This is a genomic window from Arthrobacter sp. P1_D12 (assembly GCF_056406175.1).
The window spans coordinates 202,169-217,311 of the sequence record NZ_JBFUAR010000005.1 but is presented as its reverse complement, the minus strand read 5'-3'; the positions used below and the strand labels follow the sequence as shown (position 1 = coordinate 217,311).

9 protein-coding genes are annotated in these 15,143 nt (G+C 62.6%); 1 reads left to right on the top strand and 8 read right to left on the bottom strand.

Going from position 1 to position 15,143, the window contains the following annotated elements; all coding sequences use genetic code 11:
• Window positions 1-12: 12 nt before the first annotated feature.
• Complete coding sequence (gene rpsJ / locus AC1DZV_RS05445) at window positions 13-321, bottom strand: 30S ribosomal protein S10 (RefSeq protein ID WP_003803825.1); 309 nt, start codon at window positions 319-321, stop codon at window positions 13-15.
• Between the two features lie 503 nt (window positions 322-824).
• Between rpsJ and AC1DZV_RS05440 the strand changes: the two genes are divergently transcribed.
• Entirely contained in the window at window positions 825-2,249 is a 1,425-nt protein-coding gene (locus AC1DZV_RS05440) for a GH1 family beta-glucosidase (protein WP_476950103.1), read from the top strand.
• A 16-nt stretch (window positions 2,250-2,265) separates the two neighbouring features.
• Here the strand turns inward: AC1DZV_RS05440 and AC1DZV_RS05435 are convergent, their stop codons facing one another.
• The 7 genes from AC1DZV_RS05435 to rpoB all read right to left on the bottom strand — a co-directional run bounded on the left by AC1DZV_RS05435 (window position 2,266) and on the right by rpoB (window position 14,879).
• Window positions 2,266-2,391: a hypothetical protein gene (locus tag AC1DZV_RS05435; RefSeq protein ID WP_256860042.1), complete on the bottom strand. Its 126-nt coding sequence runs from the start codon at window positions 2,389-2,391 to the stop codon at window positions 2,266-2,268.
• Window positions 2,392-2,535: 144 nt separating this feature from the next.
• Window positions 2,536-3,726: an elongation factor Tu gene (tuf, locus tag AC1DZV_RS05430; RefSeq protein WP_018773660.1), complete on the bottom strand. Its 1,191-nt coding sequence runs from the start codon at window positions 3,724-3,726 to the stop codon at window positions 2,536-2,538.
• A 268-nt stretch (window positions 3,727-3,994) separates the two neighbouring features.
• The gene (gene fusA / locus AC1DZV_RS05425) at window positions 3,995-6,058 is read right to left on the bottom strand and encodes an elongation factor G (protein WP_476953179.1); all 2,064 of its coding nucleotides are present in this window, start codon (window positions 6,056-6,058) and stop codon (window positions 3,995-3,997) included.
• Window positions 6,059-6,098: 40 nt separating this feature from the next.
• Entirely contained in the window at window positions 6,099-6,569 is a 471-nt protein-coding gene (gene rpsG, locus AC1DZV_RS05420) for a 30S ribosomal protein S7 (protein WP_011692813.1), read from the bottom strand.
• 1 nt (window position 6,570) lies between these two features.
• The gene (gene rpsL, locus AC1DZV_RS05415) at window positions 6,571-6,945 is read right to left on the bottom strand and encodes a 30S ribosomal protein S12 (RefSeq protein WP_018773658.1); all 375 of its coding nucleotides are present in this window, start codon (window positions 6,943-6,945) and stop codon (window positions 6,571-6,573) included.
• A 398-nt stretch (window positions 6,946-7,343) separates the two neighbouring features.
• Window positions 7,344-11,243, bottom strand: coding sequence for a DNA-directed RNA polymerase subunit beta' (locus AC1DZV_RS05410; RefSeq protein WP_028275120.1), 3,900 nt, complete (start codon window positions 11,241-11,243; stop codon window positions 7,344-7,346).
• Window positions 11,244-11,363: 120 nt separating this feature from the next.
• A complete protein-coding gene (rpoB, locus tag AC1DZV_RS05405; RefSeq protein WP_028275121.1) occupies window positions 11,364-14,879 on the bottom strand; it encodes a DNA-directed RNA polymerase subunit beta in 3,516 nt (1,171 codons plus the stop codon).
• Window positions 14,880-15,143 lie beyond the last annotated feature (264 nt).

The window sequence follows — 15,143 nt, the reverse complement described above, 5'->3', positions numbered from 1 at the left end:
CTCAGCACCTCCCTACAGCTTGATTTCGATGTTCACGTCGGCCGGCAGGTCGAGACGCATGAGCGAATCAACAGCCTTGGGCGTGGGGTCGATGATGTCGATAAGACGCTTGTGCGTGCGCATTTCGAAGTGCTCGCGGCTGTCCTTGTACTTGTGCGGAGAGCGAATAACGCAGTAAACGTTCTTCTCCGTCGGCAGCGGCACGGGGCCAACTACAGTTGCGCCTGCGCGCGTGACCGTCTCAACGATCTTCCGTGCTGAAACGTCAATGACCTCGTGGTCATATGACTTCAGCCGGATGCGGATTTTTTGTCCCGCCATGTCGCCTGACTCTCTTTCAGTCTGTGCTTCCCCTGATTAGGGCTGCCCTGTTCACTTACTAGTTGTATGGCTGCCGAAGCATTTGAAGTCGTGACTACCACCCGCCGCACAAGCTGAATCCGGAATGATCCGGGTTCCTCAACCTGCCGACGCAACCGACCCCCGCGGTCGGGCGTGTCGCATGTTTTCACACGTACGAGTCCGCAATTCCATGGGGAGTGGGTTATGTTTGGTCTCTCACTTGGACCCTGGCATCCGGCATTATCCGGATCGGGACGCGAAAGAGCGCTTGAACAACTCATCTAGTATGCCGGAATTTACGGGCAGAAGCGAATCAGCCCCTTTGCACGGCCGTGCAGCCACAGTACTGCAATCGCAGCGGTGCAATCACTGCACTGCAAGCGCAGCCGTGCAGCCGGGCAGGCAACGTACTGCAATCGCCGTATTGCAATCACTGCCGGAGGGCCATTGTCCTGAATCGCCGGCGAATGGATGATAGGGGCATGACTGTGCAGGACTCTGTAGCAGTTCAGGCCCTCGCCGCACGCCTGAGCCCCGGATTCACCCTGGGTGTTTCCTCCGCGGCCTTCCAGATCGAGGGCAGCCTCGCCGCCGGCGGCCGCGGGCCCTCCGGCTGGGACGCCTTTGCCGAAAAGCCCGGCAACATCCTGCATGGGCACTCTCCAGCCGTGGCCTGCGACCACTACAACCGCGCCGAGGAAGACATCGAACTGATGCGCGATCTCGGGATCGATTCCTACCGCTTTTCGATCTCGTGGCCGCGGGTCCAGCCCGAGGGCAGCGGCCGCTTCAATGCGGCCGGCCTGGACTTCTACGACCGCCTGATCGACCGGCTCCTCGCCGCCGGCATCTCCCCCATGGCCACTCTCTACCACTGGGATACGCCGCTGCCCCTCGAGCACCGGGGCGGCTGGATGAACCGTTCGACGGCGGAACGGTTCGCCGAGTACAGCGCGGCCGCCGGCAAGCGGTTCGGCGACCGCGTGGCGCAGTGGGTGACGCTGAACGAGCCCGCCTCGGTTACCCTGAACGGCTACGCCCTGGGCGTGCACGCGCCCGGCCGCGGCCTGCTCTTCGATGCCCTGCCGTCGGTTCGGCATCAGCTCCTGGGGCACGGGCTGGCGGTTCAGGCGCTGCGCGCGCAGGGCGTCGCAGGCGCCGTCGGCGTCGCGAACCTGCATTCCCCCGTCCGGCCTGCTTCCGGTTCGCCAACAGACAGGATGCTTGCCAGGGTGTTCGACTTCGTGCTGAACCGGCTCTACGCTGACCCGATCCTTCTGGGCCGCTTTCCCCGGCTGCCGCTGATCGCCCGGCCGTGGTTCCGTTCAATGCGGAGCATCAGCGACGCGGACCTGGACACGATCCACCAGCCGCTGGATTTCTACGGCCTGAACTATTACTACCCCGTGAAGGTGGCCACGGGTCGCGGCGTCGACAGCCCCTCGGCAACCGCGGAGGCGATGCTGAAAGTCCCGTTCCACATGGCCGCGTTCCCGGAGTATGAACGCACAGGATTCGGCTGGCCGGTCGCTCCGGACCACCTGGGGATCCTGCTCCGGGAGCTGAAGGACCGGTACGGGTCCTCGCTGCCGCCGCTCTACATCACCGAGAGCGGGGCGAGCTTCCCCGAACCGGACCACGTCACCGGCCCCATTCCCGATGCCGGCCGGATCAGCTATCTCGCCGCACACCTGAGCCAGGCGGTGGAGGCCACCTCCCCCGGGGGCGTGGCCCACGACGTCGAACTGCTCGGCTATTACGTCTGGACGCTGATGGACAACTTCGAATGGGCGGCCGGCTACTCGCAGCGCTTCGGCCTGGTGCACGTCGATTTCACGAGCCTCAAGCGCACGCCGAAAGACTCGTACTACTGGTACCAGGCCCTCGCGCGGGCACGCCGGGCCTGAGCCCGCCCGGCCCGTGCTACTGGTTGCGGTTGGACCTATTGATGCGCTTGGCGCGCTCGATCTCCTGGCGGAAGTGCCTCTTCGCCCAAAAGAACGCGACGACGACCGCGGCGGCGATCAGCAGAAAAATGAACCAGCCCATGGTGAGCTCCCTTCCCTTCCTGCAAAGGTATCAGGAACTTAAAAGGAACAGCCCCGCTGCAAGTGCAGCGGGGCTGTTCCCGATCCTCTGGTCAGCTGCCAGACGGCTGGCTGATCAGGGGCAAAGCATCAGATCGGCAAGTAATTACTTGATGATCTTGGTGACGCGTCCTGAACCAACGGTGCGGCCGCCTTCGCGGATAGCGAAGCCGAGGCCCTCTTCCATTGCGATCGGCTGGATGAGCGCAACGGTCATCTCAGTGTTGTCGCCGGGCATAACCATTTCCGTGCCTTCCGGCAGGGTGATAACGCCGGTTACGTCCGTGGTGCGGAAGTAGAACTGCGGGCGGTAGTTGGAGTAGAACGGGTTGTGACGTCCGCCTTCGTCCTTGGAGAGGATGTAGACGTTAGCCTCGAAGTCGGTGTGCGGGGTGATGGAACCCGGCTTGACGACAACCTGGCCACGCTCGACATCGTCGCGCTTCAGACCGCGGAGCAGGAGGCCACAGTTCTCGCCGGCCCATGCTTCGTCGAGCTGCTTGTGGAACATCTCGATACCGGTAACCGTGGTCTTCTGGACCGGGCGGATGCCGACGATCTCGACCTCGGAGTTGATGGCGAGGGTTCCACGCTCGGCGCGGCCCGTAACAACGGTGCCACGGCCGGTGATCGTGAAGACATCTTCGATCGGCATCAGGAAGGGCTTGTCACGGTCACGTACGGGGTCCGGAACGGACTCGTCGACAGCAGCCATGAGGTCCTCAACGGACTTGACCCAGACGGGGTCGCCTTCGAGAGCCTTCAGGCCGGAAACGCGAACAACCGGAGCCTCGTCGCCATCGAAGCCCTGCGAGCTGAGCAGCTCGCGAACTTCCATTTCAACGAGGTCGAGGAGCTCTTCGTCGTCAACCATGTCAGCCTTGTTCAGCGCGACCAGCAGGTAGGGAACGCCAACCTGGCGGGCGAGCAGAACGTGCTCGCGGGTCTGAGCCATCGGGCCGTCAGTGGCGGCAACCACGAGGATTGCACCGTCCATCTGAGCAGCGCCGGTGATCATGTTCTTGATGTAGTCAGCGTGACCCGGAGCGTCTACGTGTGCGTAGTGGCGCTTCTCGGTCTGGTACTCAACGTGGGAGATGTTGATGGTAATGCCGCGCTGACGCTCTTCGGGAGCAGAGTCAATCGACGCGAAGTCACGCTTCTCGTTGAGAGTCGGGTACTTGTCGTACAGCACCTTGGAAATGGCGGCCGTCAGCGTCGTCTTACCGTGGTCAACGTGACCAATGGTACCGATGTTAACGTGCGGCTTAGTCCGCTCGAACTTTGCCTTTGCCACAGGTTCCTCCTAGAACGTTTTCAAATTGACTTACCCTTCGGCCGCGCTTGTCGCGGCAGAAACTCCAGTAAGTCTACTTGGGGGGCTTTGGATTGATGAAATTGCAGATTCAGGTACTAATGCTAGTGCCTAGAGCCTGTTCGTGCAGGCGGCCGAACTCCGGCCTGGCCGGACTACAGCTGACCGGAGTCCGGCCACTTGCACCAGATGTGTCTCCGCTGGCGGAGACGCACCCGAGTTTTCTTGTTGCTGCGAGGCGTCCTGGGGACTACTCGCCGCGGTTCTTCTGGATGATCTCGTCGGCGACTGCCTTCGGGACCTCGGCGTAGCTGTTGAACGTCATGGAGTACACAGCGCGGCCCTGGGTCTTCGAGCGCAGGTCACCGATGTAGCCGAACATGCCGGACAGCGGGACGTGTGCGCGAATAACCTTGACGCCCTGGGCATCTTCCATGGACTGCATCTGGCCACGGCGGGAGTTGAGGTCACCGATAACTTCACCCATGTATTCCTCAGGGGTGCGGACCTCGACATCCATCAGCGGTTCGAGCAGGACAGGGTTCGCCTTGCGTGCGGCTTCCTTGAAAGCCATACGGCCGGCGATCTTGAACGCCATTTCCGAGGAGTCAACATCGTGGTAAGCGCCGTCAATCAGCGTCGCCTTGATGCCGACAACCGGGTAACCGGCCAGGACGCCGTCGTTAAGCGCGTCCTGGATGCCGGCGTCGACCGACGGGATGTACTCGCGCGGAACGCGGCCACCGGTGACCTTGTTCTCGAACTCGTACAGCTCGCCACCTGAGGTGTCCAGCGGCTCGATCGCGATCTGGATCTTTGCGAACTGGCCGGAACCACCGGTCTGCTTCTTGTGCGTGTAGTCGTGACGCTCTACAGCACGCTTGATGGTTTCGCGGTAAGCAACCTGCGGCTTGCCAACGTTTGCCTCGACCTTGAATTCGCGGCGCATGCGGTCCACCAGGATGTCCAGGTGGAGCTCGCCCATGCCGGCGATGATGGTCTGGCCGGTGTCCTCGTTGAGGGAGACCTGGAAGGTCGGGTCCTCAGCGGAGAGCTTCTGGATGGCCGTGGAGAGCTTCTCCTGGTCACCCTTCGTGTTCGGCTCGATCGCAACCGAGATCACGGGCTCCGGGAAGCTCATGGACTCGAGGACAATCTGGTTGGCCGGATCGCACAGGGTGTCGCCCGTCGTGGTGTCCTTGAGGCCGATCGCTGCGTAGATGTGGCCGGCGGTAGCGCCGTCGACGGGCATTTCCTTGTTGGCGTGCATCTGGAACAGCTTGCCGATGCGCTCCTTCTTGCCCTTGGTGGAGTTGACCACCTGCGAGCCTGCTTCCACGTGACCGGAGTACACGCGGACGAAGGTCAGCTGGCCGAAGAAGGGGTGCGCGGCGATCTTGAACGCCAGTGCGGAGAAGGGCTCTTCAGAGGAGGGCTTACGGGTAAGCTCCTTCTCTTCATCGCGAGGATCGTGACCGATCATCGGCGGGACGTCGAGCGGGTTCGGCAGGTAGTCCACCACAGCGTCGAGCATGGGCTGAACGCCGCGGTTCTTGAATGCAGAACCACAGAAGACCGGGTAGATCTCAGAGTTGATCGTCATCTTGCGGATGCCGGCCTTGAGCTCATCGATGCTGATCTCTTCGCCCTCAAGGTACTTCTCCATGAGTTCCTCGGAGGACTCGGCAACGGTCTCAATGAGGGTTGCGCGGTACTCTTCGGCCTTCGCCTGGAGGTCAGCCGGGATCTCGCGGATCTCGTACTTGGCACCCATGGTGACGTCACCCTTGGCGTCGCCGGGCCAGACCAGCGAACGCATGTAAAGGAGGTCCACGACGCCGATGAAGTCGTTCTCGGCGCCGATCGGCAGCTGCATGACGAGCGGCTTGGCACCGAGGCGGCTGATGATGGTGTCGACGGTGAAGTAGAAGTCAGCGCCGAGCTTGTCCATCTTGTTGACGAAGCAGATGCGCGGAACGTTGTACTTGTCAGCCTGGCGCCAAACAGTCTCGGACTGCGGCTCCACGCCTTCCTTGCCGTCGAACACGGCGACTGCGCCGTCGAGGACGCGCAGGGACCGCTCAACCTCGACCGTGAAGTCAACGTGGCCGGGGGTGTCGATGATGTTGATCTGGTTGTTTTCCCAGAAGCAGGTCACGGCGGCAGACGTGATGGTGATGCCGCGTTCCTTTTCCTGTTCCATCCAGTCAGTCGTCGAAGCGCCGTCGTGCGTTTCGCCGATCTTGTGGTTCACACCCGTGTAGAACAGGATGCGCTCGGTAGTAGTGGTCTTGCCGGCATCGATGTGGGCCATGATCCGCCGGCTCAGTCGAGCCGGCGGCGTCCGGGAAGTATTACCAGCGGTAGTGTGCGAAGGCCTTGTTGGACTCGGCCATCTTGTGGGTGTCTTCGCGACGCTTCACAGCGGCACCGAGACCGTTCGAGGCATCCAGGATTTCGTTCTGGAGGCGCTCGGTCATGGTCTTTTCGCGGCGGGCCTTGGAGTAGCCAACCAGCCAGCGGAGGGCGAGGGCCGTGGAACGGCCCGGCTTGACCTCAACGGGAACCTGGTACGTGGCGCCACCAACACGGCGGGAGCGGACCTCAAGCGAAGGCTTGACGTTCTCCATGGCCTTCTTGAGGGCTGCAACGGGGTCGCCGCCGGACTTGGCGCGAGCACCCTCGAGGGCACCGTAAACGATGCGCTCTGCGGTGGACTTCTTGCCGTCAACCAGCACCTTGTTGATGAGCTGGGTGACCAGCGGGGAGCCGTAAACGGGATCTAGAACTAGCGGCCGCTTGGGGGCCGGACCCTTGCGAGGCATATTACTTCTTCTCCATCTTTGCGCCGTAGCGGCTGCGAGCCTGCTTACGGTTCTTGACACCCTGGGTATCGAGGGCGCCACGGACGATCTTGTAGCGGACACCCGGAAGGTCCTTCACGCGGCCGCCGCGGACGAGCACAATGGAGTGCTCCTGCAGGTTGTGGCCCACACCGGGGATGTATGCGGTCACTTCAATGCCGCCGTTGAGGCGCACGCGAGCAACCTTACGCAGAGCCGAGTTCGGCTTCTTCGGGGTCGTCGTGTAAACGCGGGTGCAAACACCGCGGCGCATCGGGCTGCCGTTAAGCGCGGGAGCCTTGGTCTTTTTGACCTTAGGCGTGCGGCCCTTGCGGACCAGCTGGTTAATCGTAGGCACTCTCGTGTTCTCCGTTTTATCCGGAGCGGCCGTTGGCGGCCGCTCTCTTGTCGCTGCGCCTCGCCGCCCGAGCTTTGAAGTTCTCTCCAGAGCAGCTGAGGCGAAGCCTTAATAGTCGGACCGCACGCCGGGGTCCAAGGACTTTCGACCCGAACTGCCCCTAGGCATGCGAAAATGTGGCATACGTTGCACAAGAACCCTGCAAACCGGAAACGTCGTCCTGGTTGAACCTTTCAGCTGCAAGCTGTCTGACTCAAACCGGCGCACTCATCCACTGCCACAATAACAATTAGTCTCAAGTCTAACACGGACGGGTCCCAGCCCTTAATCGGCGGGGCTTACCACTGGAAAGGCCCCGCCCCCACCGAGGTGGGAACGGGGCCTGTCAGTCACTCAGCTCAGCGGAAGTCGCTGCCGAGATCGTAGTCATCCAGCGGGATGGCGTGGAACTCGGGAGCTCCGTCGCCGCCCAGCGAGTCGTAGGAGAAGTCACTGAATGCGCTGGGGCCGGTGAACAGGTTGGCCTTTGCTTCTTCAGTGGGTTCCACGGTGACCTCGGTGTAGCGCGGGAGACCCGTGCCGGCCGGGATGAGCTTACCGATGATGACATTTTCCTTGAGGCCGAGCAGCGGATCGCTCTTGCCTTCCATGGCCGCCTGCGTCAGGACGCGGGTGGTCTCCTGGAAGGAAGCTGCGGACAGCCAGGACTCGGTCGCCAGGGACGCCTTGGTGATGCCCATGAGCTCGGGACGGCCGGATGCCGGCGTCTTGCCCTCGGACACAACGCGGCGGTTGGCCTCTTCGAAACGGCTGCGTTCGGCGAGCTCGCCGGGCAGCAGATCCGATTCGCCGGACTCGATGACCGTGACGCGGCGCAGCATCTGGCGGACGATAACCTCGACGTGCTTGTCGTGGATACCGATGCCCTGGCTGCGGTACACACCCTGGACTTCGTCCACCAGGAACTTCTGCGCGGCACGGGGACCCATGATGCGCAGCACCTGCTTGGGGTCGACCGGGCCGTTGATGAGCTTCTGGCCAACGCTGACGTGATCGCCGTCTTCGATGAGAAGACGTGAACGGCGCAGCACCGGGTACGCGATCTCTTCAGATCCGTCATCCGGGGTGATGACCAGGCGCATCTGGCGCTCGGACTCTTCGATGGTGATGCGGCCGGCTGCTTCAGCAATCGGTGCGACACCCTTCGGAGTACGGGCTTCGAAGAGCTCCTGGATACGGGGCAGACCCTGGGTGATGTCGTCGCCACCGCTGGCGGAAACAGCACCACCGGTGTGGAACGTACGCATGGTCAGCTGGGTACCCGGCTCACCGATGGACTGCGCGGCAATAATGCCCACGGCCTCACCGATGTCGACGGTCTTGCCAGTGGCCAGCGAACGGCCGTAGCACAGGGCGCAGGTGCCGACGCTGGACTCACAGGTGAGTACGGAGCGGACCTTGACCTCGGTGATGCCGGCTGCGAACAGTTCGGCAATGACGACGTCGCCGCAGTCGGTGCCTGCAGCTGCCAGGACCTTGCCCTTGGAGTCGACGACGTCGACGGCCAGGGTGCGGGCGTAGGCGCTGTTCTCGACGTTCTCGTCCAGGACGAGGACGCCGTTGGCGTCGGCCACCGCGATGGCCGTCATCAGGCCGCGCTCGGTACCGCAGTCCTCTTCGCGGACAATGACGTCCTGCGACACGTCCACCAGACGACGGGTCAGGTAACCCGAGTTGGCGGTACGCAGGGCGGTGTCAGCCAGACCCTTACGGGCACCGTGCGTGGCGATGAAGTATTCCAGCACCGAGAGGCCCTCGCGGTAGGAGGACTTGATCGGACGCGGGATGATTTCACCCTTAGGGTTGGCCACCAGGCCACGGATACCCGCGATCTGACGGACCTGCATCCAGTTACCACGTGCGCCCGAGGACACCATGCGGTTGATCGTGTTCATCGGGGACAGGCTGTCACGCATCGCCTGGGCGATCTCGTTCGTTGCCTTGTTCCAGATCTCGATCAGTTCCTGGCGACGCTCGTCGTCGTCGATCAGACCCTTGTCGTACTGGCCCTGGATCTTGGCGGCCATGGTCTCGTAACCTGCGAGGATCCGCGGCTTGTCCGTGGGCACCTCGATGTCGGAGATGGCAACGGTCACGCCGGAGCGGGTGGCCCAGTAGAAACCGGCATCCTTCAGGTTGTCCAGCGTTGCCGCCGTGATCACCTTCGGGTAGCGCTCGGCGAGGTCGTTGACGATCGTGGACAGCTCACCCTTGTCGGCAACGTTCTCAACCCACGGGTAGTCCGCGGGCAGCGTCTGGTTGAAGATGACCTGGCCGAGGGAGGTCTCGACCAGTGTGGTCTGACCGGGCTCCCAGCCCTCCGGGGCTTCCCAGCCGGCGTAGGGCACGAAGCCCTCGAGCCGGATCTTGACCTTGGAGTTCAGGTGCAGCTCGTGGAGGTCGTAGGCCATGATGGCTTCCGCGACCGAGGAGAAGATCCGGCCTTCGCCAGCTGAACCGACACGCTTGGTGGTCAGGTGGTAGAGACCGATGATCATATCCTGCGACGGCAGGGTCACCGGGCGGCCGTCAGACGGCTTCAGGATGTTGTTCGAGGAGAGCATCAGGATGCGGGCCTCGGCCTGGGCTTCGGGGCTCAGCGGCAGGTGGACTGCCATCTGGTCGCCGTCGAAGTCGGCGTTGAACGCGCCACAAACCAGCGGGTGCAGCTGGATTGCCTTGCCTTCAACAAGCTGCGGCTCGAACGCCTGGATGCCGAGACGGTGCAGGGTAGGTGCACGGTTCAGCAACACGGGGTGCTCGGTGATGATCTCTTCGAGGACGTCCCAGACCTGCGGACGGTAACGCTCCACCATGCGCTTGGCCGACTTGATGTTCTGGGCGTGGTTGAGGTCCACCAGGCGCTTCATCACGAACGGCTTGAAGAGCTCCAGGGCCATCTGCTTGGGCAGACCACACTGGTGCAGCTTCAGCTGCGGGCCGACGACGATGACCGAACGGCCGGAGTAGTCGACGCGCTTGCCGAGGAGGTTCTGGCGGAAACGGCCCTGCTTGCCCTTGAGCATGTCGCTCAGGGACTTCAGCGGACGGTTGCCCGGTCCGGTGACCGGACGGCCGCGGCGGCCGTTGTCGAAGAGGCTGTCAACAGCTTCCTGAAGCATGCGCTTCTCGTTGTTGACGATGATCTCCGGAGCACCGAGGTCAAGCAGGCGCTTGAGGCGGTTGTTGCGGTTGATCACGCGGCGGTAGAGGTCGTTGAGGTCGGAGGTCGCGAAGCGGCCACCGTCCAGCTGGACCATCGGGCGCAGTTCCGGCGGGATCACCGGGACGGCGTCCAGCACCATGCCGAGCGGGCTGTTGTTGGTCGTCAGGAACGCGTTGACCACCTTGAGCCGCTTCAGGGCGCGGGTCTTGCGCTGGCCCTTGCCGTTGGCGATGATGTCGCGCAGCATGTCCGACTCGGCCTGCATGTCGAAGTTCTCAAGACGCTTCTTGATGGCCTCGGCACCCATGGAGCCTTCGAAGTACATGCCGTAGCGGTCGCGCAGTTCGCGGTACAGGCCTTCGTCACCTTCGAGGTCTGCGACCTTGAGGTTCTTGAAGCGGTCCCAGACCTGCTCGAGGCGCTCGATTTCGGCGTCGGCACGCTTGCGGACGTTCGCCATCTGGCGGTCAGCGGAGTCGCGGGCCTTCTTCTTGTCGGCAGCCTTCGCGCCTTCGCCTTCGAGACGGGCAAGCTCGTTCTCAAGGTCGCGGGCGATCGTGGCGATGTCCGAGTCGCGGTTGTCGATCAGCTGCTTCTTCTCGATGTCGTGCTCAACCTGGAGGTTGGGCAGTTCTTCGTGGCGGCTGTCGGCGTCGACGCTCGTGATCATGTAGGCGGCGAAGTAGATGACCTTTTCGAGGTCCTTCGGTGCCAGGTCAAGGAGGTAGCCCAGGCGGGAGGGCACGCCCTTGAAGTACCAGATGTGCGTGACCGGGGCGGCGAGCTCGATGTGGCCCATGCGCTCACGGCGGACCTTGGCGCGGGTGACCTCAACGCCACACCGCTCGCAGATGATGCCCTTGAAGCGCACGCGCTTGTACTTGCCGCAGTAGCATTCCCAGTCGCGGGACGGGCCGAAGATCTTCTCGCAGAAGAGGCCGTCCTTCTCGGGCTTGAGCGTGCGGTAGTTGATGGTTTCCGGCTTCTTAACCTCGCCGTACGACCAGCCACGGATGTCTTCCGCGGTGGCGAGGCCGATCTGCATGAGGCCGAAGGAGGATTCGCTGGACATATGGTCCCTGTTCTCTCTTGTTCTCTAAATTCTGAAGTCTTGGGTTACGGGAAGAGGGAGGTGATGCACCGGGAAAAGTCAGCGCGGCCGGGCCGCCTGCTTTTCCCGGTGCCCCACCTGCTAAACCTCTTCTACGGAACTGGGCTCTGCACGAGACAGATCGATGCCCAGTTCTTCCGCAGCCGTGAAGACTGCGTCATCAGAGTCACGCATTTCAATTGTGGTTCCGTCCGTGGAAAGCACTTCCACGTTCAGGCACAGCGACTGCATTTCCTTGATCAAGACCTTGAAGGACTCAGGAACGCCCGGCTCGGGGATGTTCTCGCCCTTGACGATGGCTTCGTAGACCTTCACACGACCGTGGATATCATCCGACTTGATCGTCAGCAGTTCCTGGAGCGTGTACGCGGCGCCGTAAGCCTCGAGCGCCCACACTTCCATTTCACCGAAGCGCTGGCCACCGAACTGTGCCTTACCACCCAGCGGCTGCTGCGTGATCATGGAGTACGGGCCGGTGGAGCGGGCGTGGATCTTGTCGTCCACCAGGTGGTGGAGCTTCAGGATGTACATGTAGCCGACCGAGATCGGATCCGGGAACGGCTCGCCGGAGCGGCCGTCGAACAGACGGGTCTTGCCGGAGGAGTTGATCAGGCGGTCGCCGTCGCGGGTGACGTTGGTGGAATCGAGCAGGCCCGTGATTTCCTCTTCACGCGCACCGTCGAAGACCGGCGTCGCCACAGTGGTCTGGCCACTCTCGCGCGGCAGGTTCGGCAACTGCTTGACCCACTCGGGCTCGCCCTCGATCTTCCAGCCGGTCTTGGCAACCCAGCCGAGGTGCGTTTCCAGCACCTGGCCGACGTTCATGCGGCCCGGAACACCCAGCGGGTTCAGGACGATATCAACGGGGGTGCCGTCGGCAAGGAAGGGCATGTCCTCGATCGGAAGGATCTTGGAGATAACACCCTTGTTGCCGTGGCGGCCGGCGAGCTTGTCGCCGTCGGTGATCTTGCGCTTGGCAGCGACGTAGACGCGCACCAGCTGGTTGACGCCCGGGGGCAGCTCGTCGTCGTTGTCGCGGTCGAAGACGCGGACACCGATCACGGTGCCGGACTCGCCGTGCGGCACCTTCAGGGAGGTGTCGCGCACTTCGCGGGACTTCTCACCGAAGATGGCGCGCAGCAGGCGCTCTTCCGGGGTCAGCTCGGTCTCGCCCTTGGGGGTGACCTTACCGACCAGGATGTCGCCGGCCTCAACCTCGGCACCGATGTGGATGATGCCGCGCTCGTCCAGGCCCGCCAGGACTTCCTCAGACACGTTCGGGATGTCACGGGTGATTTCCTCGGCACCAAGCTTGGTGTCGCGGGCATCGATCTCGTGCTCCTCGATGTGGATCGAGGACAGGACGTCCTCGGCCACGATGCGCTGGGACAGGATGATGGCATCCTCGAAGTTGTGGCCTTCCCATGACATGAATGCCACGAGCAGGTTCTTACCGAGGGCGAGCTCGCCCTGGTCCGTTGCCGGGCCGTCAGCGATGATGCCGCCGACCTCCAGGCGCTGGCCTTCGCTTACCAGGACACGGTGGTTGTAGCAGTTGCCCTGGTTGGAACGGGCGAACTTGTTGATGCGGTAGTTGGTTTCCGTACCGTCGTCGTTGAGCATGATGACCAGCTCAGCGGAGACCTCGGTAACCACACCGGCCTTCTTGGCGATGACAACGTCACCGGCGTCGACGGCTGCGGCGCGCTCCATGCCGGTACCGACGAACGGTGCCTCGGAACGGACCAGCGGCACGGCCTGGCGCTGCATGTTGGCACCCATGAGTGCACGGTTGGCATCGTCATGCTCGAGGAACGGGATCAAGGCGGTAGCCACGGACACCATCTGGCGCGGGGAAACGTCCATGAACTCGACGTCGGCGGCGGGAACCAGCACAGGCTCGCCTCCACCACCGCGGGCACGGACCAGGACGGTCTCTTCCGCGAAACGCTTGTTCTCGTCGAGCGGTGCGTTGGCCTGTGCGATCAGGACCTCGGCTTCGTCGTCGGCCGTGAGGTACTTGACCTCATCGGAGACGACACCCTCGGCGACAAGGCGGTACGGGGTTTCGATGAAACCGAACGGGTTGATGCGTCCGTAGGAAGCCAGCGAACCGATCAGACCAATGTTCGGGCCTTCAGGAGTTTCGATGGGGCACATACGTCCGTAGTGGGACGGGTGCACGTCACGAACTTCCATGCCGGCACGGTCACGGGACAGACCACCCGGGCCAAGCGCGGACAGGCGGCGCTTGTGGGTCAGACCCGAGAGCGGGTTGTTCTGGTCCATGAACTGGGACAGCTGGGAAGTTCCGAAGAACTCCTTGATGGCTGCCACGACGGGACGGATGTTGATCAGGGTCTGCGGCGTGATGGCCTCGACGTCCTGGGTCGTCATGCGTTCGCGGACAACGCGCTCCATGCGGGACAGGCCGGTGCGGACCTGGTTCTCGATGAGCTCGCCGACGGCGCGGATGCGGCGGTTGCCGAAGTGGTCGATGTCATCGATCTCGACGCGAAGCTCGTGGTCCTGGCCGTCACGCTTGCCCATGAGGGTCTTCTCACCGGCGTGCAGCGCAACCAGGAACTTGATCATGGCCACGATGTCTTCGACGTGCAGGACCGAAGCTTCCTTGTCGCCAAGGGAGCGGTCGATGCCAAGCTTGCGGTTGATCTTGTAACGGCCGACCTTGGCCAGATCGTAGCGCTTGGAGTTGAAGTACAGGTTGTCCAGCAGGGACTGGGCAGCCTCAACCGTGGGCGGCTCGCCCGGTCGCAGCTTCCGGTAGATGTCCAGCAACGCGTCTTCGCGGGTCTCGGTGGCGTCCTTCTCCAGCGTGGCGCGCATGGAGTCGTACTGGCCGAATTCCTCGAGGATCTGGCCTTCGGTCCAGCCGAGGGCCTTCAGCAGCACGGTGACGGACTGCTTGCGCTTGCGGTCAAGACGGACGCCGACCTGGTCGCGCTTGTCGATTTCGAGCTCGAACCAGGCGCCGCGGGAGGGGATGATCTTCGCGGTGAAGATGTCCTTGTCGCTGGTCTTGTCGGCGGTGCGCTCAAAGTAGGCGCCCGGCGAGCGGACCAGCTGGGAGACGACGACACGCTCGGTGCCGTTGACGACGAAGGTGCCCTTCTCGGTCATCAGCGGGAAGTCACCCATGAACACGGTCTGCTGCTTGATTTCGCCCGTGTTGTTGTTCATGAATTCGGCCTTGACGTACAGCGGAGCCGAGTACGTTGCGTCCCGGTCCTTGCACTCAGCCATGGTGTATTTGGGGTCAGCGAACTCCGGCTCGGAGAAGCTCAGGGACATGGTGCCCTGGAAGTCTTCGATCGGGGAGATCTCTTCGAAGATGTCGGACAGACCCGAGGAGGTGGCGACGCTGAGGTCGCCTTCTTCGACGGCCTTCGCAACGCGCGCCTGCCAGCGTTCGTTCCCGACCAGCCAGTCAAAGCTGTCGGTTTGCAGGGCGAGCAGATTCGGAACATCAAGGGGTTCGTGAATCTTTGCGAATGAGAGCCGGCGGGTTGCACCGTCGGTGCTGTCGGCATTGATAGCGGTAGCGTTGTTTACATTAGAGGTGCTCGAGGCGACCAAGAGGGATCCTTCCACAGACCTTCAGGCGTTGTCAGATCTCCCCCGTTATGCACTCTGCAGAATGACTCCGCAGCGCTACCAGTCCGGTTCCGCTATATGACCCGGGACCCGCGCTGTCCATAGCTGGTGCACGTGGTAGACGGCACATTGATGGAACAGCTGTCAGGCTAAGCCCACCGCTATATGAAGGCTGAAGGTAAACAGGGAAGACGCAAATATCTACGATACGGCAAAGCAACCTACTTGTCTACCCCACTTCCGGCG